The sequence below is a fragment of the Streptomyces adustus genome (assembly GCF_009377175.1).
Classification (GTDB): domain Bacteria; phylum Actinomycetota; class Actinomycetes; order Streptomycetales; family Streptomycetaceae; genus Streptomyces; species Streptomyces adustus.
The window spans coordinates 1-25,478 of the sequence record NZ_VJZD01000136.1; the positions used below are offsets into that span (position 1 = coordinate 1).

The window sequence follows — 25,478 nt, forward strand, 5'->3', positions numbered from 1 at the left end:
GCCGAGGCCTGACCGCCGTCAGGCCTCGGCCCACTTCTGGTCGGGGGTGCCGCCGCAGGACCACAGCTGGAGCCGGGTGCCGTTGGCCGTCAACTGGTCGCGGTCGAACCCCACACCTCGTCGGCGTGCTCCGCGAACACCGGTCCCCGCCACCAGCCGAGCGCCCGGTGCAGGTTCGACACGTAGGCGTGCAGGGACGCCATGGCTTTCGCCGGCGGCGCGCCCCGCCTCAGTTCGTCCGCGATCCGGTCGATCGGCACGAAGCCACCCCGTGCCGCGATCAGCAGCGACAGCACGGCCCGCTGCCGCGGCGGACCCAACTCGGCTGTCCGGCCCGCGACTTCGGTGCCCGGCGGACCAAGAACGCGAATACACGGCACGCCGCGCGAATCTATCCGAGCCGCAGATCCGGTCCGTCAACAGGCGATAGACGCGGTGCTCGACGGCCCGGCCCGGCACCCGGGACGACAAGGGCAATCGGCCGCGGGGCCGGTCCGGCGGATCCCGTCGGACAAGGCCCCACAGACGAGCGGGGCTCAGCGCTTGAGCGTGAAGGTGAAGTCGCCGGAGAGCTTGCCGCTCAGCCGGACCGCCGAGACGAGTTTCCCGTCCGTGATCAGTTTCTCGACCTCGGACCGGGAAAGACCGCAGCCCTCGGCGATCAGCCGTACCGGCCGGACGGGGATCCTGGCCGCGAAGCGGACCGATACGTCGATCACCTCGCGGTCCAGGTGATCCGATCCGCCGGTGTCAAGACGCCAGGCGTCGTCCCAGTCGAGGGAGACGTGATTGCGGCGCCGCACGGCCGGGTCCTGGAGCAGCTCTGCCGCCAGGGAGGGGTCGTTGTCATGCAGTCGGTCCAGCAACTCCGGTCGTACGGAGCGCACGTTCATCCGCTCCATGATCGTGAGCTTCGTGGTCTCCCCGCAGGAGGTGCAGAGCGCGAGAAGCCAGACGTCTATGAGTTTATGGTTCGCGTTGACGCGGAATTTGCCGCTCGTCCGGAAAGTATCGGACGCGCACACATGGCAACGGCGGCGAATAAGCGGTATGCGGACAGGTTCGACTACCCAGTTTTCGAGCACAGAAGTACACCTGATTCCAGTGAGAAGCTCGCAGCAAAAGGAAGCGCGACGCACATGCGTGCCGCGCGACGAATTAGCGCTTGGGAGGTCTCACGAGGTGTACAACGGCATGTCCTTGACTAGACGGCTCGGATCGGCAGCATGGTAGTGATCCACGGTGACACTGCTCCACTGTTTTTCGGACATCTCACCGCCAGCTTCTGTTTATCGATCGACGTGTCATCACCGGTTCAATCGGGGCGACTTGCGCCGACCGCGCCGGCAAGTAGGACGGACGCTACGGACACCCCCCTGCTCCGCGCGTCCGCGTCAGGTTCAACCGCCCGTACGCACGGCGTCGACCTTCCGTCGCCGCCGCTGCGCATCCTGCTTACCCGTGACCGGACGTCGGGCCGCTGACGGCCGGGGCCGTTCGTGAGGGGAAGGGAAGGGGAATGGGGAGGGAAGAGCCCACTGCACAGTGACGTGTATGTGCGCATACGCCCCTAGAAGCTCGCAGTTCAGGCTGCTCATGGTGATGCCCAGCCACCAACTCGTGAGAAAAGGAGCCGAGCGGGGGTTCCGTATCTGGTCGGTATGGGATCCGTCGCAGTTGGAGGCCGACTTGGCGCCGCGCGTCGCGGAGGTCTCCGAGGAGTTGCTGTTCACCGACTTCACCGACGAGACCGCACTGCGCGAGACCATCGCGCGGACCGCGCGGCGCAACGGCATCGACGCCGTGCTGCACTGCGGACACGGCGGTTCCGTCCTGCCGGTGGTCCGCGAGGCGTGGCAGCTCGGGCTGTCCCCGAACCCTCCGACGGTCTACGAACGGCTCCGGTCCCATGAGGGAGAGGACCGGGCTCCTGCCGAGGCTCCCCGGGTGAGCGTCGAGACGCTGACCGTGAACGGGATCCATCACGTCGTGGGGATGACGGCCCAACGCACCACGGGGCCACCGGACTTCCACGTGACGGGTCATCTCCATCCGGCGCCCCTGACCGACGACGAACAGAAGTTCATCTCGGCGGTGGTCGAGGAGCGGCTGACCGCGAGCGGCTACCACTTCGGCCCGGCCCACACGGAGGTGGCGTTGCTTCCCTACGGGCCGCGGATCGTGTCGTGCCGTGCGCACCTGGGCGGCGACCGTATCCCCCTGCTCGTCGAGATCGCGCGCGGGTTCGACCTGGAGGCGGCGGTCTTCACGGCGCTCCTGGGCAGCCGTCCGGTCGTGCCGAGGGCCACCCAATACGGGGAGACCGGTTTTTTTCTGCTGCCCGAGGGACGGCTGGAGACGTACACCGGCACGGAGGACATCGCCGTGACCCCCTGGGTCCGTGGAGCGCGCTTCCCGTACACGGCCGGCGACCGGATCGCGCCGGTCGGTGATCCGCGCGCCCGGCGCGCCTACGTGGTCGTGGAGGGGAGCACGCCGGAGGTCACCCGTGAGCGCGTCGCCAAGGCGCGGCAGGATCTCATCGCCGATATCCGGCCGGGTGCCCGGTGACGCGCGCCGGGTAGTTGTGTTTTCCTTCTGCGAGGCGAAGGCACGGAGGGACGGACGAGGGAGCCTACATGCCTGGTGCGTGTGCTCCGCCCGATGATCTACCCTCTGTGGCGTGTGTCCCATCTCATCGCTGACGGGGGAGGATAAGGTGCGGGCCGCGACATCGAGTCGACTTGAAGACGACGCGGGCCCCAGGCCGGAATTCGCCGTCCTGGGATCCCTGGAAGTCCGTAGCGGTCGCGAACTCATATCGGTCAACGGCGCATTGCAACGGCGCGTTCTCGTGATGCTGCTCCTGGAAGCGGGGCGCGTCGTGCCCGTCTCCCGTCTCGTGGCGGCCGCGTGGAACGACGAACCGCCGGACAGCGCCGAGCACCAGGTGCGCAAGACGGTCGCCAAACTGCGCAGCCGCATCCCCCACGGCCCCGACATCATCGTCACCGACGGACCCGGATACCGCGCGGACGTCGACCCGGACCAACTCGACCTGCTCTGCTACCAGGGGCTGTTGAGGCAGTCCAGGGTGGCGCTGGAGGCGGGGGAGCCCGATCGGGCCGCGGCCCGACTGCGAGAGGCGCTGGCACTGTGGCGAGGGCCCGTGCTGTCCGGTTCCGGCGGCCGGGTGGTCGACGCCGCGTCGACGGCCCTGGAGGAGCAGCGGCTGACCGCCGCCGAGCAGCTCTACGATCTGCGCATCGACGCCGGCGAGGCCGCCGAGATCACGGGTGAGCTGCGGGCCCTCGTCGACGAGCATCCGCTGCGCGAGACGCTGCGCGGCCGGCTGATGCTCGCCCTTTACCACTCCGGCCAACAGGCCGCCGCGCTCGACGAGTTCGCCCGCACCCGGGAGCACCTCGCCGACGAACTGGGCATCGACCCCGGCGCGGAGCTGACCGGACTGCACGAGCGCATCCTGCGCCAGGACCCGTCCCTCGCCCGCCCGGAACGCGCCGTGGTCTCCCGTGCCCCGCGCCGGGCGAGGGAGGTTCCGCACGCGCTGCCGTTCGACGTGCCCGACTTCTCCGGCCGCAGCGCGGAACTGGAGTGGGTCCGCGACGCGGCCGGGAAGGCCCAGGAGGGGGCGCCGACGGTCCTGGCCCTGGACGGCATGGGCGGCGGCGGCAAGACGGCACTGGCCATCCGCGCCGCCCACCAGCTGGCCGAGCAGTACCCGGACGGCAGCCTCTTCATCGACCTGCACGGCTTCACACCGGGCCAGACGCCGCTCAGCGCGTTCCAGGCACAGGGGGACCTGCTGGCCGCCGCCGGGGTCCCCAGCGAGGAGCTGCCCACGGTGCCGGCGGGGCGCGCCGCGCGGTGGCAGTCGTACATGCGGGGCCGTCGCATGCTCCTGGTCCTGGACAACGCCGCCGCGTCGGAGCAGGTGCGGGAGCTGATCCCCGCCTCGTCCGACAGCCTGGTCCTGATCACCAGCCGCCCGCGGCTGACCGGACTGGACGGCGCCGAATGGACCTCCCTGGGTGCCCTTCCGGAGCCGGAGAGCCATCAGATCCTGCGGAACACCCTGGGTGCCGAAAGGGTCGAGAGGGAGCCGGTCGCGGCCCGCGAACTGCTGCGGCTGTGCGGAGGATTGCCGTTGGCGGTCCGCATCGCCGCCGCCCGGCTGGCGAACCGCCCGCAGTGGACGGTCCAGCGCCTGGTCGAACGGCTGCGGGACCACGACCGGCGCCTGGACGAACTCACCAGCGAGGGACGGGGAGTGGCGGGCGCCCTGCTGCTGTCGTACCAGTCCATGCCCCGGGAACAGCGCACGGCCTTCCGGCTGTTGGGGCACCACCCCGGACGCTATCTGGACGCCGAGGAGGCCGCCGCACTGCTGGACACCGATGCGCTGGCGGCCGAGGACGTCCTGGAAGAGCTGGTGGACGTAAGGCTCTTGGAAGCCCGGGAGCCAGGGGTGTACGCGCTGCACGACCTGGTGCGCAGTTTCGTGCAGCGTGTCGCGCAGAGCCAGAAGGCGCCGGAGGACGCGCAGGCGGTGCGACGCCTGATGGACCACTACCTGGTCGCGGCGGAACACGCCTGCGACACCCTGTTCCCCGGACGGCGCACCTTCAAGGACGCCGACGACAAAGGTCGGCGGCCCGCCGGGTTCGACCACAAGGACAAGGCGCTCCAGTGGCTCGACCAGCACCGCGAGAGCCTGCTGGCGGCGGTGGACGCCGCGTACCACGAGGGACTGCTGTGGCACGCGGCCCGGCTGCCGCGTGAGCTGGGCTTCCACTCCAGCATCCGCGCCTACGACGCCAGCGCGAACGCGGCCCTGGAGACGGGGGTCAGCGCGTCGCGACAGCTCGGGGACCGGTCGCTGACCCGGCTGAACCTGATGAATCTGGCCATGGGCAAGTGGCGGCTCGGGCAGTTGAGCGAGGCCGTCGCCCGGCTGGAGGAAGCCGTGGACCTGTCCCGGCAGATGGACGACGTGCACAGCGAGGCGGAGTGCCGGGCCCGGCTGGGACAGGCCTGCAACAGCATGGGGCAGCTGGAACGCGCCCTGCACCTGTGCCAGGAGGCCAACGTGCGGGCCCGGGAGCTCGGTTTCACCCGGCTCGACGGCTCGTCGCTGAGCACGCTCAGCCTGGTCCAGGTGCGGCTCGGGCTGTTCGACGAGGCGGCGGCGTCGGCGGAGCGGGCGGTCGCCATCTTCGACTCGATCAAGGAGATACAGCTCTCCGTCGACGCGCTGAGCAACCTCTCCCAGGCGATCGAGCGTCTCGGCCGCTTCGAGGAGGCGCTCTCCTGGGCCGACGCGGCGCTGGAGCGATGTCAGCGCATGAGCATGCCCTCCGTGCTGCCGCTGGTGCTCGCCCGCAGAGCCGATGTGCTGGCGAGCATGGGAGAGCTGGACGAGGCGGCGGACAGCGCCGACCACGCCCTCGCCAAGGCCACCAGCAGCACCGACGACATCCACCGTGCCACCGTGCACCTCTCGGTGGGGCGCGTGCGCTACGCGCAGGGCGATCTGGAGACGGCGCAGGCCCAGCAGCTGCTGGCCCACGAGATCGCCTGCCGTATGGAGCTGCGCTACGACGAGGCCTGCGCGCTGTGGGGTCTCGGCCGCACCGCCGAGGCCCAGGGGGACGCGCAGCTGGCCCGGCAGCACCGCTCGGCGGCGGACGAACTCTTCTCCCTCATGAAGGTCCCGGACAACGCACGCTGATCCCCGCAGGTCCGCCGGCCCACGGGCCGGGGGATCGGGCGGGTGTCCGGAGGGGAACGCGCCGGGAAGGCGGATCGCGAACATCAGTGGAGTCGAAACGGCCTTCCTCTCCATAGGAGTTCTCCATGCGCTTCGCCCCTGTCGCCGCCGCCTCCGTCATCGCTCTCGGGGCGCTCGTGGGAGGAATCACGACCTCCTCCGACACCGCCGCGCCGGCGCCGGCCCAGCAGCGCACCGTCGCCCTCGCCTCCTCGGCGGACCTGCTGCCCCTCTCCGGGACGGACAACAACGGCAACGGCTGACCGCGTGGGCCGCAGCCACCGGGTGCGGCCCGCCGGTCCAGCCACCCGGAAGAGTCACTGCTCTGGGGCGAGCCTCGCGACAACGGGGCGCCGCGATCCCGTTCGTGACAGCGAGGCTTCTACCTAATCCTCATCAGGGGGAAATCATGACTATTCGGGTGCTCATCTGTGATCAGCTGCCCGTGATCGCGGACGGTCTCAAGACCCTCCTCGACGCGGTGCCGGACATCGACGTGATCGGCACTACCCACAACGGCATGGAGGCCATCGTGCTCGTACGCACCATGCGGCCCGATGTCGTGGTCACGGATCTGAACCTCCAGACCATCTCCGGTCTGGACATGATCCGCAGACTCGGCAAGGAGGACGAGGCGCCCAGCGTCGTCGTGTTCACCGCCTCCGACGCCGACAAGACGGTGAGCGACGTGCTCCACGCCGGCGCGAGCTGTCTGCTCGGCAAGGAGGCCAGCCCGCAGGAGCTGGTCACGGCCATCCAGGCGGCAGCCGCCGGACAGACCATGCTCGCGCCCAACATCGCGGAGCGCCTGGTCACCTGGTTCCGTGCGCAGCCGGAGCCCCAGGAGGCCGCGACCTGCCCGGAGATGACCGAGCTGACCCCGCGGGAACGGGAAGTGACCAGGATGGTCGCGCTCGGCATGTCCACCGAGGAGGTGGCCCGCGAGCTGATCATCGGCGAGGCCACGGTCCGCACCCATCTCTACCGAGTGCGGACCAAGCTCGGCGTGCGCGACCGCGCCGAGCTCGTGTCCCTGGCCTACCGGACCGGACTCACCCACTCGGCCGGCCGGCCCCTCGGCGACGAGAGAATGGTGTCGGCGGGGAATCTGCGCGCCAGCTGATCCGCCACGGCCGGCTGCCCCCTACAGCCGGCTGATCTCCCAGGGCCGGACGGCCGCCGCGACCGGAACCTCCAGGCCGGCCGCAGCGTGCCGCGCCGACCTGACGCGGTCGGCGCCGACCGTCCGCCACAGCGCGGCGGGATCGCCGAACCGGACGGACTCGGCCGCGGCCAGCCGGAAGTACCGGTGCAGGCCCAGCTCCGCCGTCATCGCGCGGACCCCGCAGCTCTGCATGCTCCACCGCACCACGTCGCGCGCGGTCTCGGCGGCCATCGCCAGCGCCATCACGGGCGCGGTGCCCACGGCGTCCGGCTCCGAGTCGACCGACCAGGCCCCCCGATACACCAGAGCCCTGGTCGCGCGCAGCGCCACCAGGGCGCGCGCCAGCGGGAACGAGACCGCGGGCAGATCACGCAGTCTGGTGCCGAACTGCCGCCGGAACCCGGTGTATTCCACCGCGGCCCGGTGCGCACCGTCGGCTATGCCCAGCAGGTAGGCGGCCTGCCGCAGCCGGGCCCGGCCGAGCGGACCGGCGGGCGAGTCGTCCAGCGGTCCGAGCACGTCCGCCGCGCCGACCGAAGCGGCGTCGAACCGGGCGACCGGCGGCCAGCACCCGCTCTCGGTGGTGCAGCCGGGCGCCTTGCGCTCCACCGCGACGAGTACCGGCTCGCCGTCCGTCCTGGCCGCCACCAGAAGCGTCCCGGCGCTCACGTCGTCGACCGTGACCGTGCCGGTCAGCCGCCAGCCGCCGGCCCGCGGGGTCGCGACGACCCCACTGCCGGCCGGCAGCGCCTCGAAGCCCGCCAGTGCCGCGCCGGCCGGACCGCCCAGGTCGGCCGCCGTCGCGTCGGCCCGGTAGGAGTTTCCGCGGGCGGCGCGGCCGAGCTCCTCGCTGACCAGCACCCCGGCCGTCAGGCCGAGGTCGAGGCCGCCGGCCGCGACCGGCCGCTCGAAGTCGGACGCGCCCAGCTCGTCGAGCACCGCCCGGGTGGGGCCGAGGGCTCCGTCGGTCACCGGTGCGCCGTGCAGCTCCGTCCGGGCGGGGACGCCGGCCAGGCCCGTACGCAGTGCCCTGCGCAGCCGGTCGACGAGTGGATCGGGGGTGAGGTCCATGTCAGTTGCTCTTCCTGTCCGATGGAGTCGAACGCGGCGGCCATGATCTGGAGCATGACCTCGGAGGTTCCCGCCGACAGCGTCAGCCCCGGCGCCTCCCGGTAGGCGGAGTCCAGGGTCACCGCGGCCCCGCTGCGGTTCGCCCGCTGCTCGGGGCCGGGGACGCCGACGGCCCACGCCGCGATGCCCTGGGCGAGTTCGCTGCTGTGGTACTTGGCGACGGCCGTCGCCACCTGGTCGATCCGGTCCGACGCGAGGCCGGTGAGGACCTCCCAGGCCAGGACATGGTCGGCCGTCAGCGTGCCGTGCCAGCGGCCGATCTGCTCCAGCCGGTCGTCGTGCGCGGAACCCGGATCGCCGTCGATCAGCGCGTCCAGCGCGGCCTGGAGCCAGCGCTCCGCCTTGAGGTGGTAGTCGAGACCGGTGCGTTCGATGGCCAGTGCCTCGTTGAGCAGCGGCCACCCCTCGTCGCGCGGACCGAGGAGGTTCCCGCCCGGCACCGGGACCGCGTCGAGGTCCACCCGGTGGAAGTGCTCGTCGCCGACGCCGGGTATCAACGACACCGTCACACCGGGGGCGCCCATGTCGACCAGGAACAGGCTGATTCCCTGGTACTTCCCGGCACCCGGCGTCGTACGGGCCGCGCACAGGCCGAGGTCGACGAAGCGTGTCTTGAGGCTGAACACCTTGGTGCCGGTGATCCGGTAGCCGTCGCCGTCGGGCTCGGCCACGGCCCGCAGCGCGCCGAGATCCGATGCCGCGTCCGGTTCGGTGTAGAGCACCGAGGCGAAGCTCTCACCGCGCGCCAGAGCGGGCAGATACCGGCGCTTCTGCTCGTGACTGCCCGCCATCAGCAGGAACTGGCCGACGATCTGGATGGTGTTGACGTGGAAGGTGTCCGGCACTCCCGCGCGCACCAGTTCCTCGGCGACGATCGCGGCATCGGTCGGCGGGCGGCCCTGTCCGCCGAACTCGACGGGCCAGTGCACGGCCAGCAGGCCCAGCTTGCCGAGCAGCCGGTAGAGCGGACGCGCGTCCGGCTCGACACCGTCGGCGCCGGTGGCCTCCGCCGCCGCGGCACGCACCTCGACGGAGCGCAGGGCCGTGCGCACCTCCGCCCGGAACCGTTTTTGATCCTCGGTGAATCCGAACCGCATGGACGTCTCCTCAAGAGGCGAGCGACTCTTCGATCGCCGCGACGACCCGGCTCAACGCCGGTTCAGTGAACAGGGTGTAGTGGTCGCCGGGTACGGTCTCGGCCCGGAACGGGCCCGTGCACACCGTCCGCCACTGCTCCTCCATGGCGAGGTGGGGCGAGGCGGTGAGCACGGTGACCGGTCCGCCGTACGGGCCCGGCGGGCGGTACGCCTGCATGGACAGCGCACAGGACCGGAACGTCTCGAAACGGGAGGTCAACTCCTGCTCGGTCAGCTCCAGTTCGACGCCGAGGCGAGTCAATGACTCCTTGACGTCGGCCACGCCGACGGCCGGGTCGTCGAGGACCGCGCGCACCCGGGGGCCGTCGCGTCCCGTCAGCCTGGCGACGTCGTGCACGAACCGCTGCCGTACCGTCGCCTCGTCGAGGGGGACGGAGTCCTCGTCGTAGGCGGCGTCCAGCAGGACCAGCGGCGGTCGTTCCCCGGTCTTGTGCTCGATCTGCCGGGCGACCTCGAAGGCGAGCACCCCGCCGTAGGACCAGCCGGCCAGGCAGCCGGCCGGGGGCAGGCCGGTTTCCAGCAGGGAGTGCGCGATCCTGGCGGCGGTCGCCGCCAGCGCGTCCCGCGGGGCGACGAGGGCGTCGTGTGGATCGGCGGCGAAACCGGTCACCCCGATGTCCGCGCGCAGTGCCCTGGCCAGCGGGATGTAGCAGAACAGCTCTCCGCCCGACGGGTGGAGCAGGATCGCCCGCGCCGGACCCGACGCGCGCATCACCACCGGTGCCCGGTCGTCGCCCGGCGCGGGTCCGCGTCCGGACAGGTTCTCCAGCGCGTCGAGCGGATCGTCCGCGTCGTCGCGCCGTGCGGCGCGGACGGTGTCGACGGTGGCGGCCAGATGGGCGACCGTGGGCGAGGCGAAGAAGTCACCGAGTGCGATCTCCACCCCGAACCTGCGGTTGATCGCCGACATCAGCTGCACGGCCTGGAGACTGTTGCCGCCGGCCAGGAAGAAGTCGTCGCGCACACCGATCCGGTGGTCGTGCAGCAGGGGGGCGAGCACATCGCGCAGCAGCGCGCGCTCCGTCACGGTGAGCGTCTCGTCGCCGGCCTCCTCGCCGGTGCGGTTCAGGTCCGGTGCGGGCAGCCTGCGCCAGTCGACCTTGCCGCTGCTGGTGAGCGGCAGCTCGTCGAGGACCACGAAGTACGACGGGATCATGTACGACGGCAGGAGCGTGCCCAGGTGCTCGCGCACCGCCGGCACCTGCTGCTCGGTGACCCCGGTCAGATGGCCGACCAGGTGCTTGTCCCCGTTGTCGTCGGTCCATGCCCGTACGCTGACCGGGCCGATGCCGTCGAAGCCGGTCAACGCCGACTCCACCTCGCCCAGTTCGATCCGCAGTCCGCGGATCTTGACCTGCTGGTCGATCCGGCCGAGGAAGACGAGCCGTCCGTCCGCCAGCCGTTTCACCAGGTCCCCGGTCCGGTACAGCCGTCCGCCGGGCGCGGTGCCGAACGGGTCGGCGATGAACTTCTCCGCGGTCAGCTCCTCCCGGTTGAGGTAGCCGCGCGCCAACCCGGCCCCACCGATGACCAGTTCGCCCGGCACTCCGATCGGCACCCGGCGCAGGTCGCGGTCGAGCACGTGCGCCACATGGTTGGTCATGGGCAGACCGATCGGCGGTGAGGCGTCCCAGCTGCCCGGGCACTCCTCCACGATCATCGTCACCGTGCACTCGGTCGGCCCGTAGCCGTTGAACAGCCGCCTGCCGGGGTTCCAGCGGTTCACGAGCTCACCGCTGAACGCCTCCCCGCCGACGAACGCGATCCGCAGGTCGGTGAACCGCTCGGGCGCCAGCAGCGGCATCACGGTCGGAGGCAGGTCGATGACGGTGATGCCGGCCTGTTCCATCAGCGACTGGAGCCGCTCGACGGACAGCCGCTCGTCGTCGGTCGCCACGCACAGACGGGCTCCGGTCAGCAGGGCCGAGAACGTCTCGAACACGGAGACGTCGAAGGTCGCCGAGGCGAACCCGAGCACCCGGTCGGCAGCGGTCAGGTCGAACAACTCCCGTGTGGAGTCGATGAAGTTGACCACGCCTCGGTGCTCCAGCAGCACCCCCTTCGGCTTGCCGGTGCTGCCGGAGGTGTAGATGACGTACGCGACGTCGCCGGGCCGCGCCGCGAGCGGGGGGTTGTGGTCGGGCAGCGCCGCCAGCTCCTCGCGGACGTCGTCCAGGGTCACGACGGGCGCGTCGACCTCGCTCAGGGCCCGGCCGGCCTCGGCGTGCGCGATCACCGTCCTCACACCCGCGTCGGCGGCGATCTCCGCGACCCGCCCGGAGGGATGCGCCGGGTCGAGCGGCACGTAGGCCGCGCCGGTCTTGAGCACCGCGAGGATCGCGGTCGGCACGTCCAGGTTCCTGCGCAGACACAGGCCGACCCGGTCGCCCGGTCCGACGCCGCGTCCGCGCAGGAGGGCGGCGAGCCGGTTCGCCCGGGCGTTGAGCTCGGCGTAGCCGGTCTCGACGCCGGAGACGACGACCGCCACACCGTCCGGGGCCTCCTGGACGCGCGCCTCGAACTCCGCCACGACCGTCGACTCGCGGATCGGCCGCACCGGACCCTTGCCGACCTCGGCCAGGAACTCCTCGTCCGCCGCGCTCAGTACCTCGGCGGCCGACAAGGGGGCGTCCGGGGCGGCGGTCAGGGTGTGCAGCAGCCCGTCGTAGTGCCGGGCGAACCGGGCGACGCTCTCGGCGTCGAACAGCTCGCTGTCGAACTCGACGGCGAGGGGGGCGTCGGCTCCGGGAGCCGAGGGTTCCACCAGGTTCCAGCTCATGTCGAACCGGGAGGTGCCGGTCGGGACGTCCTCGTGCGAGGTGGTGACACCGGGCAGACCGGTCGTGGGGTCCGCCCGCTCCACCCCGAACACGATCTGGAAGATCGGCGAGCGCGACGGGTCGACGACCGGATCCACCGCGTCGACCAGCCTGTCGAACGGCAGGCCGGCCCGCTCGGACGCCTCGGCCGTGACCCGCCCGACCCGCCGGACCAGCTCGCGGAAGGTCGGGTCGCCGGAGACGTCCGCGCGCAGCACCCGCAGGTCGGTGAAGAGGCCGATCACCGAGGACACGGCGTCGTGCCGCCGGTTCGCGTCGGGTGAGCCGATCACCAGGTCGTCCAGGCCGGAGTAGCGGTGCAGCAGCGTGAAGAACGCGGCGGTGAGGACGTCGGACGGGCTCACGCCCTCCTGCCGGGCCAGTTCCCCCGCCCGCTCCAGGGCCTGGTGCCCCACGGCGCGGCGGACACTGTCGCCCGCGAAGGTCCGTATCTCGCCCCGCGGCCGGTCGGTCGGGAACTCCAGCACCTCGGCCCCGGCCAGCTTCTCCCGCCAGTACGCGGCGAGCTCGTCCAGCTCGGCGCTGCCGAGCCGGTCGCGCTGCCACACCGCGTGGTCCGGGTAGTGCACCGCGAGGTCGGGCAGCCGCGGCGCGTCGCCGTCGCGCGACGAGCGGTGGAACTCGGCGAGTTCACGCAGCAGCACGGCGCGCGACCGGGCGTCGCAGACGGCGGTGGGTATGTGGAGCAGGAACAGGTGGTCCTCCGGCGCCACCTTGATCAGCAGCGCCTGCCACATCGGCGTCCGGGCCGGGTCGAGCGGTTCGGCGACCCGGCCCGCGATCAGGGCCCGCGCGGCGGCCAGCCGCTGCTCGTGGTCGCCGCCCGTCACCTCGACCACCGGCAGTTCGACCGGGACCTCGGTGGCGACGACCTGCATCACGGTGCCCTCGCGCGGCACGATCGCGGTCCGCAGCGCCTCGTGCCGGGACACGACCGCGGCCAGCGCCGAGCGCAGCGCCTCCGGGTCCAGCGCGCCCCGCAGCCGCAGGCACAGCGGCGTGCCGGAGGCAGGGCCGTCCGGCGCCTGGCGGTCGAAGAACCGCAGGGTCTGCTGGGCGGTCGTCAGCGGCGTCGGGCCCGTGGTGCCGCGCGAGACGGGGCCGCGCCGCGCCACGGCTTCCGCGTGTTCCCGCAGCCGGGTCAGGAACCGCGCGCGGCGCGGTGCGGGCAGCGCGGCGAGGCGCCGGGTCATGTCGGTCACCTGAGACTCCTCACGGCCAGTGGCGCCGCGCCGGCCCGGACGTCCGAGCGCACGGGCAGGTGGGCCAACTCGGAGATGGCAGTGGTCAGTACGCCGATGCCACGCAGGTAGTCGGAGAGCACGATGTGCTCGTCGTCGGCGTGGTCGAGGCTGCTGTCGCCGGGGCCGTAGGTGGCCATCGGGACGTCCCAGACCTCGGCGAGGGTGTTCATGTCCGAGGTGGCCGTCTTCACCACCAGGCGCGGCCGGGCGTGCAGTCGGCGGATGCCGGACACCAGCGCGCGCACCACCGGGTCGGCCCGGCCCACCCGGCAGGCCGCCACCGAGTTCAGCACTTCGAGCCGGCCGGCCGGCAGCCGGTCGCGCAGCCCGTTCACCAGCTCGTCGACGTCGAATCCCGGGGGGATGCGGATGCTGAGGTCCGCCGTCGCCGAGGTCAGATCGCCGTTGAGCCGGCACAGGGTCGCGCCGGGTCGGTCGAACACCCCGTGGCTCGCGTCCGGGCCGAGCAGATCGACCAGCGCGTCCCAGCAGGCGACGGCCAGTTCGGACGCCTTGGGCACCGGGTTGCTCGGGTGGGTGGCCGGACACTTGACGGTGTAGCGCAGGTCCAGCTTGCCCTTGTAGCCGAGGACCACGCTCGACCAGCCGCTGGGTTCGCCGATGATCAGCGCGTCCGGCCGGTCGTGGGTGGCGCGGATCGCCATCGCGCCGCGCGAGCGCGGGGTCTCCTCCTCGACGACGCCGACCACCACGAGCCGGCCGGGGAAGTCCGCCGCGCCGGCCGCGGCACAGATCATCGCCGCGAGGGGTCCCTTCGCGTCGACCGCGCCGCGGCCGTAGAGCCTGCCGTCCTCGGAGCGGACCGGGAACTGGCCCGAGACGGTGTCCATGTGTCCGAGGAGCATCACGGTCGGGCCGGGCCCGCGTTCGATCACGCCGATCACATTGCCCACGCCGTCGATGTGCGACCGGAAGCCCAGGTCCGTCATCGCCTCGGCGAGGTAGCCGGCCAGCTCGTGTTCCTGGTAGGAGGAGGAGGGGATCTCCAGCATCTCGCGCAGCAGTCCGGCGGCGTACGTCTCGGTGACGGTGCCGGAAGAAGTGAACGCCCAGTTCATCGTTGCGCTCGTTCCCGTAGGTGGTCGACGATGTGGTCCGCGACGTCGACCCGGTCGCCGAGCGCGGATTGGAAGCCGGAGAACTCGACCCGGTGATTGACCTCCAGGACCAGCAGCCGGCCGTCGCGGTCCTCGATCAGATCGACACCGGCGATGTCGGCGCCGACGGCGGCGGCCGCGTCGAGGGAGAGCTTCTCGATCTCCGGTGTCACCTCGCACGGCCGGGTCTGCCCGCCGAGGGCCACATTGGTGCGCAGGGACTCGCCGGTCCGGTAGACGGCGCCCAGCACCTGTCCACCGACCACGATCACCCTGATGTCCCGGTCGGGTTTCTCGATCAGCTCCTGCACGTACACGAGGTGCGACTGCGGGCCGGGCAGTGCGGCGGCGTACTCCAGCACCCCTTCCGCACCGGCCCGGTCGGGCAGCCGCACCACCAGCCGGCCCCATGAGCCGACCAGCGGTTTGATCACCGCCGGGTAGCCGATGGAGTCCAGGGCGGCCAGCGCGGCCTGCGGGGTGAGCGCGAGCGCGGTGCGCGGAGTCGGTATCCTCGCCGCCTCCAGGGCCGTGGTGGTGAGCCATTTGTCGCCGCACACCTCGGTCGCCTGCGCGCTGTTGACCACGTCGACTCCCGCCGCGGCCAGGGAGCGGGCCGCGTACGCCGCACGGACCTGACCGATCTCCCGGTTCAGCGCGAGACTCCAGGGCCGATCACGCCGACCGGCCAGGAACCACTGCCGGCGGGTGTCGACATGGTCGAAGGGAACACCTCGCCGGTCGAACGCGTCGAACAGCCTCTTCTCGTCCGCGCCGACCCTGCTGGCGAGCACCGCCATCCTGCGGTCACCTGGGCGCTCCGGTGTCGCTGACACGTGACCTCCGTATGAGAACCAGTGGTTGGGAGGACGGTATGACCGGCCTTCCGTGCAGAAAGGAAACTACGCCCGAACCGGCATCGCGCACGTCCGCGGGGAGTTTATTCGCGGGTGCTCGCCGTGTTGGCCCCTCCGGTCGCGGCTGCGAATTCTGATTACCTTTCCGGCGCGGTCGCCGTGCCACTCTTGAATGGATTCGAATACCTGCCGCAATGGTTCACGGCCGACAGAGAAGAGAGAGAAGAGGGGGAATTGTGGGACACGAATCGGAGCGCATCCCGGTGCTCGCCCTGTGGAGCGCGCCGCGCTGCCGCTCCACCGCGTTCGCACGGATGATGACGGAGCGGGGCGACCGCGCCGTCGTGCACGAACCGTTCTCCCGCGTGGTCGACTTCGGCGAGGTGGAGGTCGGCGACCGGATCGCGCGCGACGAGCGGGACGTGCTCGCGGCGCTGCGTGCCGTCGCGGCCGACGGGCCGGTGTTCTTCAAGGACACGACGGACTTCCACTACCCGGCGCTCCTCGCCGACGAGGACTTCCTCTCGGCCGCCACGCACACCTTCATCATCCGCGACCCGGCCGAGGCCATCGCCTCGCATCACGCGCTCAACCCGGACCTCGGCCGCGACGAGATCGGCTTCGCCCGGCTGTACGAGATCTTCACCGCCGTGCAGGCCGCCACCGGCACCACGCCGGTCGTGATCGACTCCGACGACCTGCTGGACCGGCCGGCCGACACCGTACGGGCGTACTGCGACGCGGTGGGCATCCCCTTCCTGCCGGACGCGCTGAGCTGGCAGCCGGGCATGCGGTCGGAGTGGCGGTCGACCGGCAAGTGGCACAAGTCGACCAGCGAGACCGCCGGCTTCGCCCGCAGCGCCGGCGGCGGAGCCGAGGCGGTCGCGGCGGACCCGGTGCTACGCGCCCACCGCGACTACCACCAGCCCTACTACGAGAAGCTGCGCGCCGTCGCGCTCCGGCCGTGACCACTCGGACCGGAATAGTCGCCCTGATTACCCGGCGAGCGCACCTGACAGCGATTCGGGTATTCCGGGTAGTCACGGTGCGGACGAAAAATGTGAACGACCGGCCTAGGTTTGGAATGTAAGGCGGTGTTTCAGTGAGTGTCAGAACAGAAACGTACGAACCGGTCGACATTTCCGGCCATCGCAACAACACGGCCATCTCCGCGGCGACGGAGACCGGGGCCGGCGCGTTCAACGTATGGAGAAACTCCTTCGCGGCCGAATACCTGCCCGCGGGCGGGAGCCTCGTCCACGTGGAGGGCGTTCCCTTCGAGTTCCCTCCGGTCTGCGACGGACCCGACAACGTCCGCTGCGGCGGACAGTTCATCCGGGTCCCCGAGGGCCGCTACGACTGGATCCATGTCCTGGCGGCGTCCGAACGGCGCTGCGAGGACACCGTCGAGCTGAGCTTCGCCGACGGCTCCGTCGACACCGAACCGCTGCGGGTCTCCGACTTCTGGGCGGCACCCGCGTGGTTCGGCGAGGTCAAGGCGTTCGAGAGCCTCGTCATGCACTACCCGCACCACGTGCAACGAGGTGTCCCGGCGGTGATGTGGGCTCAGCGCGTGCCGGTCACCCGGCGGGCCGGCCTCACCGGCATCCTGCTGCCGCGCAATGTCGCGGTGCATGTCTTCGCCGTCACCCTCCAGCGGACGGAGACCTGACATGACCGTCGACACGACGACCCGGACCTACACGATCACCGGACCGGAACCCGAGTGGTGGTACCGCGACCTCGTCAGCTGCCTCCAGTCCACGTTCGGTTCGGTCCTGATCCGGGAGGGAGCCGACCCGCTGGCCGTGCTCGGCGCGGGGTGGCGGTTCCTGCACCTGCCGGGCGACGTCAGGTCCGAGGAGTTCTACTACCCGTGCCCCGCCGACGAATCCGGCGGCACCGACCTCGGTGCCGCGCTGGCACCCCACCACGAACTGCACGCGCGCTGGTGGCAGCCCGCCGACGAGAACGACGTCTGGCGGGAGGTGCGCGAGGCGCTGGCCGACGACCGGCTGGTCATCGCGGCCGTGGACAACTACCACCTGCCGTTCCGGCCCGCGTACGGCGACGTGCACGCCGCGCACCTGGTGGTGATCTACGGCCTCGACGAGACCCGCGGGGTGGTCCACGTCTCCGACGCGATGCCGCCCGCGTTCCGCGGCGCCGTCCCGATCGAGAAGTTCCTGCTGAGCTGGGGGTCGGCCAACCCGACCGACGTCCAGGACGCGTTCTTCAGCGACTCGAAGATCGGCCGGCGCTGTCTCGACGTCCGCCTCGACGCCCCGGCGGCGCCCCTGACGCCCGAACTGCTCGGCGGCTGGCTGCGGACCGACGTCGACGGCTTCACCACGGCCGGCCCCGCCCGTACCGGTCTCGCCGGATACGACGCGTTCGCCGCGGAACTGCTGGAGCGGTGCCGGGCCGGGGACGCCGACGTGCTGCGCGAGCTGTACCCGTTCGGCTGGGCCATGCAGGCGCAGGCCTCGCTCCACGGCGAGCTGCTGCGCCGCTGCGGCCGTGAATGGGACGACCCGGAGCTCGCCGGGGCCGGACGCGCGGTCGAGGCCGTCGCGCACGCGTGGACCGGACTGCGGTTCACCGGCGCGCACGGACTGGAGGACCCGAGCGCGGCCGCGTCCGACATCGCCCACCACGCCACGACGCTGCGCGGCGCGTACGTACGCGCGGTCGCGGCCGTCGGAGCGGCGGCGGCGCGGCTGTGAGCACACACCAATCGACCACCGTGGCCCTGTGGAGTGGAGAGTGATGAGCAAGCTGGCAGCGTTCGGCGGCACGGCGGCCGTGCCGAGGGACCGGCGCCGAGTGCAGTGGCCGTTGGTCGAGGAGGAGGACCGCAAGGCCGTCCTCGACGCGCTCGACGGCGCACGGCTCGTGTCCGACACCGACGGCGTGAACCCGGTGTCCGACCTGGAGGAGAACTGGGCCCGCCGGTTCGGCTTCGCGCACTGTGTCGCGGTGTCCAACGGCACCGCGGCCCTGGCCCTGGCCCTGTCCGCGCTCGACGTCGGACCGGGGGACGAGGTGATCGTGCCCGCGCTCAGCTTCATCGCGACCGGGCTCGCACCGGTGCACCAGATGGCCGTCCCGGTCTTCGCCGACATCGACCCGGTCACCTTCAACATCGACCCGGACGACGTGGAGCGCCGGATCACCCCCCGGACCAAGGCGATCATCCCCGTGCACCTGCACGGCGCGCCCGCCGACATGGACCGGATCACCGCGATCGCGCGCAAGTACGGCCTCGCGGTGGTCGAGGACGCCGCCCAGGCGCCCGGAGCCACCCACCGCGGGCGCCCGGTCGGCGGGATCGGCGACGCGGGCGCCTTCAGCCTCCAGGTCAGCAAGAACATACCGACCTGCGGCGAGGGCGGCCTGCTGGTGACCCGCGACCCCGAACTGGCCGAGGCGATGCGCTGCGGCAGGCAGTTCGGCGAGGTGATCGAGGCCGGCCGCGAGCGCGACTACGTGTCCTACGGCCTGGGCTGGAACTACAAGATGAACGCCCTTCAGGCCGCGTTCACCAACGCGCAGCTCGACCGGTACGACGGCTACGAGCGCGCGCGGCAGCACAACGTCACCGGGTTCCTCGCGCGGCTCGCGCAACTGCCCGGACTCCAGGTGCCGACCGCGCTGCCGGACACCACCCACGCCTGGCACATCCTGCGGTTCCGGTTCGACCCGGCCGCGTTCGGTCTGGACGGGGTGCGGCCGGAGGCGCTGCGCTCGGCGCTGCGGCGGCTGCTGCGCGCCGAGGGCGTACCGATGTCGCAGTACCAGCTGATGCCGCTGCCCGACCAGAAGGTGTTCGTGGACCGCGTCGGCTTCGGTGCGGGCTACCCGTGGTCCGTGACCGGCGCCCGCGGCACGGTCGCGGGGGCCGGCTACCCGGTGACCCGCGCGGTCATCGCCGACTCCCTGACCATCCAGAAGCGTCACCTCCATCCGGGCGCGGGCGAACTGCTCGGCATGTACGCGGACGCCTTCGAGAAGGTGTGGGCGAACAAGGACATGGTGGCCACGCTCGCGAGGGCGGCCTCATGACCGTCACCCCGGTCCTGGAACGGGACGCCCTGGACACGGTCGCCGCCCGGATCCGCGCCCATGTCGTCGACATGTGCGCGGGGCCCGAGGGCGGCCACCTCGGCGGTGCCTTCTCCTGTGCCGACGTGCTCGCCGCGCTGTACTTCTCGGTGCTGGACGTGGACCCGCTGCGGCCGGACGACCCGGACCGCGACCGCTTCCTGCTCAGCAAGGGCCACGCCGCCGTCGGCCTCTACGCGACGCTGGCCGAGCGCGGCTTCTTCCCGGTCGAGGAACTCGCCGGATACGGCCGCCCCGGCAGCAGGCTGATGGGCCACCCGGTGCGTGCCGTGCCCGGTGTGGAGCTGCCGACCGGATCGCTCGGCCACGGACTCGCGCTGGGCTGCGGGTTCGCGCTGGCCGCCCGGTACGCCGGGCGCGACGCGCGCACCTTCGTGCTGCTCGGCGACGGCGAACTCCAGGAGGGCTCGGTGTGGGAGGCGGCCATCGCGGCCGCGTCGCTGCGCCTGGACCGGCTTGTCGCGGTGGTGGACCGCAACGGACTCCAGCTGACCGGCGCCACCGACGGCATCGCGCCGATGGAACCGCTGGCCGAGCGCTGGCGCAGTTTCGGCTGGGCGGTCCGCGACGTGGACGGCCACGACCCGGACCTGCTGGCGGAGCACCTGGACGCCGCGCCGTGGGAACCGGGCAAGCCGAGCGTGCTGATCGCCCGCACGGTCAAGGGCCACGGCCTGCCGTTCCTGGCCGGGCGCAGTGCCAGCCATTACGTGACGCTGTCACCGCGCAACCACGCGCGGGCGGTCCGCGCCCTGCGGGACGGCGAGGTGGCCGGATGAGCCGCGCCACCCGGGAGGCGTACCGGGACACTCTGCTGCCGCTGCTGCGGCGGCGTCCCGAGCTGATGTGCCTGGACTCCGACACCGGTCTGTTCGGCGCCGAGTGGGCCGAGGCGGCCGGCGAGCAGTACCTCAACCTCGGCATCGCCGAGCACAACCTGATGGGCGTCGCCGCCGGGATGGCGGCGTGCGGACGGATCCCGTTCGTCAACACCATGGCCGCCTTCGCCACGTCCCGGGCCCTGGAACCGATCAAGATCGACATCGCCTACAACCGGTTGCCGGTCCGCATCATGGCCACCCACGGCGGTCTCGCCGCCGGCCACCTCGGCCCGACGCACCAGGCCCTGGAGGATCTCGCCGTGATGCGGGTCCTGCCCGGGATGACCGTGGTGGTGCCCGCCGACGCCGCCGCCACGGAGGCGTTCGTCGAGCAGAGCCTGGACCTGCCGGGACCGCTCTACGTCCGGCTCGGCCGCAAGCCGACACCGGAACTGCCCGCGGCCCCGCCGCCGGTCATCGGGACGGCGCAGACACTGCGGCAGGGCGGCGACGTGGTGCTCGCGAGCTGCGGTCCGTACCCCGTGCTCGCCTGCCTCGCCGCGGCCGACCTGCTGGCCGCACAGGGCGTCGAGGCGACCGTGCTGAACATGCACACCCTGCGGCCGTTCGACACCCGGACGCTGGTGGCCGCGGCCCGGCCGGCCTCGCTCGTGGTGACGCTGGAGGAGCACTGGCGCGGCGGCGGTCTCGGCGGCGCGGTGGCCGAGGCGCTGGCGGAGTCGGTGCCCAGGACGGTGCTGCGACTCGGCATGCCGGACCGGTTCGTCGACACGGTCGGCAACCAGGAACACCTCGTCAACCACTACGGCCTCACCGCGGAGCGGGTGGTCAGGACGGTCCGTACCGCCCTCGACCGCGGCCGCGCCGATCTGATCACCTCCCACTCGTGACACCTGGACCCCGTTAAGGAGGCAAGCGCCGTGGACACCACGCGCAGCCACGTAGTCCATATCGGCTTCGCCGAGCAGCACATCGACTCGATCGAGTTCGACGGACACCAGGTGTCCCTGCTGGTGCACCGGCATGTCGCCGAGCGCATGTCGCACGCCGCGCGGCAGCGGTTCGCCCGCATCGGCGTCCTCGACGTGCCCCACACCCTGGAGTTCGACACCTACGACCAGGTCCTCGACCAGATGATCCACCTGGTCGAGGAGTTCGCCGCGGAACTCGGCCCGCCGACCGCGATCGTCGCCATGTACGAGCACGTCACGCTGCCCGCGGCGCGACTGCGCGACCACTTCGGGGTGCCGGGGGTCGACACCGAGACGGCGCTGCTCTGCCGAGACAAGGTCCTGATGAAGGAGGCCGTGCGCGGCGGCGGCATCCGCATCCCCGAGTTCTGGGCGGTGGACGCGAGCACTCCGTACGCCGACCTGGAGAGGATCGCGGCCACGGTGCCGGGCCGGCTCGTCCTCAAGCCGCAGCGGCAGGCCGGCAGTTTCGGCATCTCGGTCTTCCGCGACGGAGCGGAGTTCCTCGCCCATGCCCGGGCCCACGGCATCCCCGACGACCACGAGGTCGAGGAGTTCGTCGAGGGCGAGGTGTGCCATGTCGACGGCGTGGTACGCGACGGCGAGATCCGCTTCATCAGCGCCTCCCGCTACATCGGCGACTGCCTCAACTTCCAGACCGACGGGCAGCACCTCTCGGGCGTCACCTTCGACGACGCCTCGACACTGGCCCGGATCACCGACTTCACCGCCCTCGTGCTGAAGTCGCTGCGGCTGCACACCAGCACCTTCCATCTGGAGCTGTTCCTCACCCCCGACGACGAGCTGGTCTTCCTGGAGGTCGGCAACCGCTTCGGCGGCGCGTACATCAGCGACTCCATCCGCGCGGTCTACGGCGTGGACCTGGTCCGCGAGTCCGTCCTCGCCTGCATGGGCCTGCCCTCCGAGGCCGAGGCCGTCACCGGCATCCTCGACCACGAGGGCGTCGGCGCCTCCGGCTGGCTGTACACCGCACTGCCGGAGAGCGAGCCCTGCGTGGTCCGGCGGATCCGCGGCCTGGACACCTGCCCGGACTCGGTGGTGCTGTCCGACATCCCCGGCATCGGCCAGACGCTCAACGGCGACATCACCGTCTTCCCCACCGCCGGCAAGTTCGCGTTCTCCGGCGCGAGCACCGCGGAGGTCGAGCGGGACATACGGCGGCTGGCCGCCTCGTACGCCCTCGAAACAGTCCCCCGGAGGACCTCGCACGTCTGATCCGCATCACACGGAAAGGTGAATCCATGATCACAGGCAGCGCCGGTGGCGCAACGTTGCAACTGGAGGATCTGCACGGCTCCCTGTCCGACCCGGTGATGAGTTCCATGACGCTCCTCAACGAGGCCGCGGGGCGGTTCCCGCAGGCCGTGTCCTTCTCGGCCGGACGGCCCTACGAGGAGTTCTACGACCCGTTGCAGATCCACGACTACCTGGAGCGGTTCCGCAAGTACCTCGAAGTGGAGCGCGGCCTCGACCCCGACCAGGTACGGACGGCGCTCTTCCAGTACGGACACACCAAGGGGCTGCTGACGGACCTCCTGGTGCGGCACCTGGCCGTCGACGAAGGGGTGAGCGCCGACCCCGATTCCGTCGTGGTGACCACCGGCTGCCAGGAGGCGATGATCCTGCTGCTGCGCGCCCTGCGCACGGGCGGCGAGGACGTGATCATGGCTCCGGCACCCACCTACGTGGGCTTCCTCGGCGCGGCCCGTCTGATGGACATGCCGGTCCTGCCCGTCGCGGAGGGCACCGGCGGCATCGACGTCGAGGACCTGGTGGTCCAGCTGGGCCGGGCCCGGCAGCGGGGACTGAACCCGCGCGCCTGTTACGTGGTGCCCGACTTCGCCAACCCCAGCGGGCTCAGCATGAGCCTCGCCGACCGCCGGCGGCTCCTGGAGGTGGCGGAGCGGGAGAACATCCTCGTCATCGAGGACAACCCGTACTCCCTGTTCAACGCCGACGGCCGACGCCTGCCCTCACTGAAGTCCCTGGACACCGCACAACGCGTCGTCTACGTGGGCTCGTTCGCCAAGACGGCCTTCCCGGGCGCCCGCGTGGGCTACGTGGTCGCCGACCAGGTGGTCGAGGGCGCCGGCCCCGGCGAGGGCCCGCTGCTGGCCGACCAGCTCGCCAAGCTCAAGAGCATGCTGACGCTGAACACGTCGACCATCTCCCAGGCCGTGATCGGCGGGAAGCTGCTGGCGAACGAGTGCAGCATGACCCGGGCCACCCAGCGCGAGACGGAGATCTACCGCCGCAACCTCGCCGCGGTCCTGGCCGGCCTGGACAAGTACTTCCCCGCCCCGGCGGACGGCTCGGCTCCCCGGACGACCTGGAACATCCCGGGCGGCGGCATGTTCGCGGTCGTCACCCTGCCCTTCGAGGCCGACGCGGAGACGCTGGAGTACTCGGCAAGCCGGTTCGGGGTGCTCTGGACCCCGATGCGTTACTTCTATCCCGACGGGGGAGGCACGCACCAGATCCGCCTCTCCTTCAGCGTGCTCACCCCCGAACAGATCGAGGAGGGTCTCGCGCGGCTCGCCGCCCTCGTCCGCGACCGTACGGCCTGACCGTGCGACGACACGTCCCGGCGCCCACCCGGCGCGGAATCCGGAAGCCCCGCGGGTCCTCGACCTGCGGGGCTTCCGAGTGCGGTCACCGCGACCAGGAGCATCGGCTACCGGCCCGCGAGCTCGCGGGCCGCGGCCGAGACGTCCCTGAGCAGAGCGTCGATGTCGGCCTCGGTCGTCGTCGGATTGAGGAAGACCAGCTTCAGATGGACCCGCGGCGTGCCGTCCGGTCCCGCCACGTTCGTCCGGGCGAGCAGAGCGCGGCCGTCCGCCATCAGCTTGCGGCGCACCGCCGCGTTCAGGGCGCTCTCGTCCGCCGCCGGGGTCCCGTCCGCGCCGGCACAGCGGAAGATGACCGTGGTGAGCAGCGGGTCCGCCACCAGCTCCAGGCCGTCGGCGGCCGCGATCCGGCCCGCGGCGTAGCGCGCCTGCTCGTGGCAGGCGTCCACCCAGTCGCCCATGCCCTCCCGGCCGACCGTGAGCAGCGTGGCGGCCATCTTGAAGGCGTCGGAGCGGCGGGTGGTCTGGAGCGAGGTGCCGAGCAGGGCGGTGAAGCCGAGGGACTCGTCGTCGGACGGGTTGAGATAGACGGCCTGTTCGTCGAGGCACTCCATGTGCGTGCGGTCACGGACCACGAGCACGCTCGAAGAGGCCGGGGTCCAGCCGAACTTGTGCAGGTCGAAGGCGACCGAGTCGGCCCGGCCGAGGCCGTCCAGGAGCGGAGCCAGCCTCGGCGAGAACAGCGCGCCGATGCCGTACGCGGCGTCGACGTGCAGCCAGATCCCGTACTCGGCGGCGAGGTCCGCCAGTTCGGGCAGCGGGTCGAAGGAGCCGTGGTCGGTGGTGCCGGCCGTGGCGACGACGGCGACGGGGACCTCGTCGGCATCGAAGCCCTCGACGATCCGGCGGGCCTCGCCGGTGAGCATCCGGCCCCGGTCGTCCACCGGCACCTTCACCACGGCGGAGCGGCCGAGCCCCAGGAAGCCGGCCGCCCGTGCGACCGAGAAGTGGGCGGCCGCGGAGGCGAGGATCCGGGGGCGGACCGGACGGCCCGCGAGCCCCGTCGCCGACACGGCGCCGGTGTCCTTCAGCGCACGCTCCCGGCTGAACAGCAGGCCCATCAGGTTCGAGATGGAGCCGCCGGGAGTCAGGGTCCCGCCGGCCTGCGCGCCGAAACCGACCCAGGAGGCCAGCTCCCGGACGAGCCGCCGCTCCAGTTCGAGCGCGAACGGGCCGCTCTCCCAGGCGTGCAGCGACTGGTTGAGCGCAGCGGCCAGCAGCTCGGCGGCGGCGGACGCGGCGGTGGGCGCGCACTGCATACGGGCCACGGCCGAGGGATGGGTGAGGTCGACGGCCCATCTCGCGTACGCCTCGAAGAGTTCCGTCACCCGCTGCGCGCTGGGCTCGTCGGCGAGCAACCGCCCGCCGCCCAGCGCCTCGTGCACCGCGGCGACGGCCGCCTCGGGCCCGCCGGGGGCCACCGGGCCGCCCCGCTTGAGGGCGGCGTCACCGAGGGCGCGCAGGGCCGTGTCCAGGAGGCTCCTGAGCTGTTCCAGCCCTTCCGGACGGCCCGCGAGGGCTGCGTTCCTGCCAGTGGAGATCATGACTTCCGGTTTCCTTCGGTGAGGGTGGGAGAGAAGGTGGGGCTC

20 protein-coding genes are annotated in these 25,478 nt (G+C 71.7%); 12 read left to right on the top strand and 8 right to left on the bottom strand.

The window, feature by feature from the left end:
* Nucleotides 1-89: 89 nt before the first annotated feature.
* Together FNH09_RS28045 and FNH09_RS28050 are read right to left on the bottom strand one after the other, a co-directional pair.
* Nucleotides 90-380 (bottom strand): AfsR/SARP family transcriptional regulator, encoded by a 291-nt coding sequence (locus tag FNH09_RS28045; RefSeq protein WP_152892703.1) that lies wholly within the window; start codon nucleotides 378-380, stop codon nucleotides 90-92.
* Between the two features lie 156 nt (nucleotides 381-536).
* The gene (locus FNH09_RS28050) at nucleotides 537-1,085 is read right to left on the bottom strand and encodes a DUF1062 domain-containing protein (RefSeq protein WP_162469217.1); all 549 of its coding nucleotides are present in this window, start codon (nucleotides 1,083-1,085) and stop codon (nucleotides 537-539) included.
* A gap of 469 nt (nucleotides 1,086-1,554) precedes the next feature.
* Here FNH09_RS28050 and FNH09_RS28055 point away from each other — a divergent pair, with 469 nt between their 5' ends.
* The 4 genes from FNH09_RS28055 to FNH09_RS28065 all read left to right on the top strand — a co-directional run bounded on the left by FNH09_RS28055 (nucleotide 1,555) and on the right by FNH09_RS28065 (nucleotide 6,914).
* Entirely contained in the window at nucleotides 1,555-2,571 is a 1,017-nt protein-coding gene (locus FNH09_RS28055) for an ATP-grasp domain-containing protein (protein WP_152892704.1), read from the top strand.
* Between the two features lie 148 nt (nucleotides 2,572-2,719).
* Nucleotides 2,720-5,752 carry an AfsR/SARP family transcriptional regulator gene (locus tag FNH09_RS28060; RefSeq protein WP_338017707.1) on the top strand — a complete coding sequence of 1,011 codons (3,033 nt, stop codon included), beginning with the start codon at nucleotides 2,720-2,722 and terminating at the stop codon, nucleotides 5,750-5,752.
* A gap of 125 nt (nucleotides 5,753-5,877) precedes the next feature.
* Nucleotides 5,878-6,054: a hypothetical protein gene (locus FNH09_RS46795; protein ID WP_156110839.1), complete on the top strand. Its 177-nt coding sequence runs from the start codon at nucleotides 5,878-5,880 to the stop codon at nucleotides 6,052-6,054.
* A 146-nt stretch (nucleotides 6,055-6,200) separates the two neighbouring features.
* Entirely contained in the window at nucleotides 6,201-6,914 is a 714-nt protein-coding gene (locus tag FNH09_RS28065; protein ID WP_152892705.1) for a response regulator, read from the top strand.
* A 21-nt stretch (nucleotides 6,915-6,935) separates the two neighbouring features.
* Here the strand turns inward: FNH09_RS28065 and FNH09_RS28070 are convergent, their stop codons facing one another.
* The 5 genes from FNH09_RS28070 to lysX are packed head-to-tail and all read right to left on the bottom strand — an operon-like array spanning nucleotide 6,936 to nucleotide 15,282.
* The gene (locus FNH09_RS28070) at nucleotides 6,936-8,027 is read right to left on the bottom strand and encodes an acyl-CoA dehydrogenase family protein (protein WP_152892706.1); all 1,092 of its coding nucleotides are present in this window, start codon (nucleotides 8,025-8,027) and stop codon (nucleotides 6,936-6,938) included.
* A complete protein-coding gene (locus FNH09_RS28075; protein ID WP_152892707.1) occupies nucleotides 7,925-9,184 on the bottom strand; it encodes an acyl-CoA dehydrogenase family protein in 1,260 nt (419 codons plus the stop codon). Before FNH09_RS28075 ends, FNH09_RS28070 begins: the two co-directional genes overlap by 103 nt.
* Before the next feature lie 10 nt (nucleotides 9,185-9,194).
* On the bottom strand, nucleotides 9,195-13,277 hold the full coding sequence (locus tag FNH09_RS28080; RefSeq protein ID WP_152892718.1) for a non-ribosomal peptide synthetase: 4,083 nt from the start codon (nucleotides 13,275-13,277) through the stop codon (nucleotides 9,195-9,197).
* A 5-nt stretch (nucleotides 13,278-13,282) separates the two neighbouring features.
* Complete coding sequence (locus FNH09_RS28085; protein WP_152892708.1) at nucleotides 13,283-14,407, bottom strand: M20/M25/M40 family metallo-hydrolase; 1,125 nt, start codon at nucleotides 14,405-14,407, stop codon at nucleotides 13,283-13,285.
* Nucleotides 14,404-15,282 (bottom strand): lysine biosynthesis protein LysX, encoded by an 879-nt coding sequence (gene lysX / locus FNH09_RS28090; protein WP_338017708.1) that lies wholly within the window; start codon nucleotides 15,280-15,282, stop codon nucleotides 14,404-14,406. The genes FNH09_RS28085 and lysX overlap by 4 nt, the downstream gene beginning before the upstream one ends.
* A gap of 257 nt (nucleotides 15,283-15,539) precedes the next feature.
* On the opposite strand from lysX, the gene FNH09_RS28095 reads away from it, so the two are divergent.
* The 8 genes from FNH09_RS28095 to FNH09_RS28130 all read left to right on the top strand — a co-directional run bounded on the left by FNH09_RS28095 (nucleotide 15,540) and on the right by FNH09_RS28130 (nucleotide 23,829).
* Nucleotides 15,540-16,271: a sulfotransferase-like domain-containing protein gene (locus tag FNH09_RS28095; protein WP_162469219.1), complete on the top strand. Its 732-nt coding sequence runs from the start codon at nucleotides 15,540-15,542 to the stop codon at nucleotides 16,269-16,271.
* A gap of 134 nt (nucleotides 16,272-16,405) precedes the next feature.
* Entirely contained in the window at nucleotides 16,406-16,975 is a 570-nt protein-coding gene (locus FNH09_RS28100; protein ID WP_162469220.1) for a hypothetical protein, read from the top strand.
* Nucleotide 16,976: 1 nt separating this feature from the next.
* Nucleotides 16,977-18,029: a BtrH N-terminal domain-containing protein gene (locus FNH09_RS28105; RefSeq protein ID WP_152892710.1), complete on the top strand. Its 1,053-nt coding sequence runs from the start codon at nucleotides 16,977-16,979 to the stop codon at nucleotides 18,027-18,029.
* Between the two features lie 43 nt (nucleotides 18,030-18,072).
* Entirely contained in the window at nucleotides 18,073-19,368 is a 1,296-nt protein-coding gene (locus FNH09_RS28110) for a DegT/DnrJ/EryC1/StrS family aminotransferase (RefSeq protein ID WP_152892711.1), read from the top strand.
* On the top strand, nucleotides 19,365-20,207 hold the full coding sequence (locus FNH09_RS28115; protein ID WP_152892712.1) for a transketolase: 843 nt from the start codon (nucleotides 19,365-19,367) through the stop codon (nucleotides 20,205-20,207). Before FNH09_RS28110 ends, FNH09_RS28115 begins: the two co-directional genes overlap by 4 nt.
* Nucleotides 20,204-21,160, top strand: a complete 957-nt coding sequence (locus FNH09_RS28120; RefSeq protein ID WP_152892713.1) for a transketolase family protein — start codon at nucleotides 20,204-20,206, stop codon at nucleotides 21,158-21,160. The genes FNH09_RS28115 and FNH09_RS28120 overlap by 4 nt, the downstream gene beginning before the upstream one ends.
* A gap of 30 nt (nucleotides 21,161-21,190) precedes the next feature.
* A complete protein-coding gene (locus FNH09_RS28125; RefSeq protein ID WP_152892714.1) occupies nucleotides 21,191-22,477 on the top strand; it encodes an ATP-grasp domain-containing protein in 1,287 nt (428 codons plus the stop codon).
* 26 nt (nucleotides 22,478-22,503) lie between these two features.
* A complete protein-coding gene (locus FNH09_RS28130; protein ID WP_152892715.1) occupies nucleotides 22,504-23,829 on the top strand; it encodes an aminotransferase-like domain-containing protein in 1,326 nt (441 codons plus the stop codon).
* Between the two features lie 107 nt (nucleotides 23,830-23,936).
* On the opposite strand, the gene FNH09_RS28135 is transcribed toward FNH09_RS28130, so the two are convergent.
* Complete coding sequence (locus tag FNH09_RS28135) at nucleotides 23,937-25,433, bottom strand: pyridoxal phosphate-dependent decarboxylase family protein (protein ID WP_152892716.1); 1,497 nt, start codon at nucleotides 25,431-25,433, stop codon at nucleotides 23,937-23,939.
* Nucleotides 25,434-25,478 lie beyond the last annotated feature (45 nt).